General features: G+C 68.7%; 1 protein-coding gene. It reads left to right on the forward strand.

The features are described from left to right. Nucleotides 1-1,576 (forward strand): outer membrane protein assembly factor BamB family protein (locus CCN72_RS35815; protein WP_244174648.1); only part of this gene is annotated, 1,576 nt, incomplete at its 5' end. Between the last annotated feature and the right edge of the window lie 145 nt (nucleotides 1,577-1,721).

The raw sequence follows: 1,721 nt of genomic DNA on the forward strand, positions 1-1,721 counted from the left end.
CTGCTGCGGCGCCCCCTACGGGGCGCCGCAGCAGAACCCGTACGCCATGCCCACCCAGCCCATGCAGCAGTCCGGGCAGCCGGGCTACGGCTATCCGGGCCAGCCCCCGACCATGCCGATGCAGCAGCAGGGCGCCGGTAGCGGTGGCGGGCGGAGCAACACCGCGCTGTACATCGTCATCGCGGCGGTCGTCGTGATCGCGCTGATCGTCGGCGGCGGCATCTGGTACGCGGGCTCCGGCGACGGCGGCACCAAGCAGGACACCGCGTCCTCCGGCGGCAACAGCGGCGGCCAGGACAAGGGTTCCGGCGGTTCGACCGGCGGCAAGGAGAAGGTGCCGGCGAACCCGGCGGCCAAGGTCCTCTTCCAGGTCCCCTCGCCCTCCGTCAAGGACACGGTGAGCACCTCCGGCTCCTGGCTGACCGACAAGGTGTACGCCAAGACCGGCGTGAACGAGATCGTCGGCTACGACCCGGTCAAGGGCACCGAGCTGTGGACGGTCAAGCTGCCCGGCCCGGTCTGCGCGGCCAGCCGGCACATCACCGCCGACGACAAGACCGCGATCACGTACCAGCCGACGAACAAGAAGTACCAGGGCTGCTCCGACATCGCGGCGATCGACCTCGACGCGGGCAAGAAGCTGTGGACGAAGACCGTCAACGTCGGTGACTACCCGGTCAATTACCAGAACGTGACCGTCTCCCAGCACACCGTCGCGCTCGGCGACAGCAACGGCGGCGCGGCCTTCGACATCGACTCCGGCAAGCCGCTGTGGCAGCCGAAGCCGGGCGAGGACTGTTACGACTCGGGCTACGGCGGCGGCGCCAAGCTGGTCGCGGTGCGCAGCTGCGGCGACTCGGACAACACCCAGCTGTCCATCCAGACCATCGACCCGACGTCGGGCAAGGTCCTCTCCGAGTACAAGATGGACCCGGGCATCGAGTACGCCTCGGTCGTCTCCACCGATCCGCTGGTGGTCGCCGCCGACGTCGGCGACAGCGCGGGCGACGGCAGCGGCATCTCGGACTACTTCTCCATCGACAACAAGACCGGCAAGCTGCTCGCCCGGATCTCCGCGCCCGGCAAGACCTATGGCGGCCGCTGCGACGGCATCACCCGGATCGAGGACTGCCACGAGGTCGTCGTCGGCGGCGGCAAGCTGTTCGTGCCGACCGAGGAGCACGACGGCAGCGGCACCTCCTACAGCACCACCAACGAGGTCGTCGCCTTCGACCTGGCCACCGGCAAGCCCACCGGCCAGCGCGCCGAGGCCGGGGACGGCTATCTGCTGTCGCCGCTGCGCATGGACGGCGCCAACCTGATCGCCTACAAGAAGCCGCCGTACGACAAGGGCGGCCAGATCGTCAGCATCGACGGCTCCACCTTCAAGGAGACCAAGCTCCTGGAGAACCCCTCCACGGAGAGCGTCCGGCGCGCCGAGGGCAGCATGCTGCCGGACTACGCGGAGATCCTCTTCGCGAACGGCCGGCTGTACATGTCCGACGTCTTCGTCGACAAGGCGGACCCGAACGACGACAAGTCGTATCTGGTGCTGGCCTTCGGCACGGACGGCTGACCGCCGCCACACAATCACCCGAACGGGTGACTTGGTCAGCAGTGCCCCGGATGTCATCGGTCCGGGGCACTTCTGCTGTCCAGGGGCAGCGCGGCGTCGAACAAGCGTGTAGCTTCCGGGGGCATGCAAAGGGGCGGGGTGCCGG

This window comes from Streptomyces murinus (assembly GCF_002154555.1).
In the GTDB taxonomy this organism is placed as follows: domain Bacteria; phylum Actinomycetota; class Actinomycetes; order Streptomycetales; family Streptomycetaceae; genus Streptomyces; species Streptomyces murinus.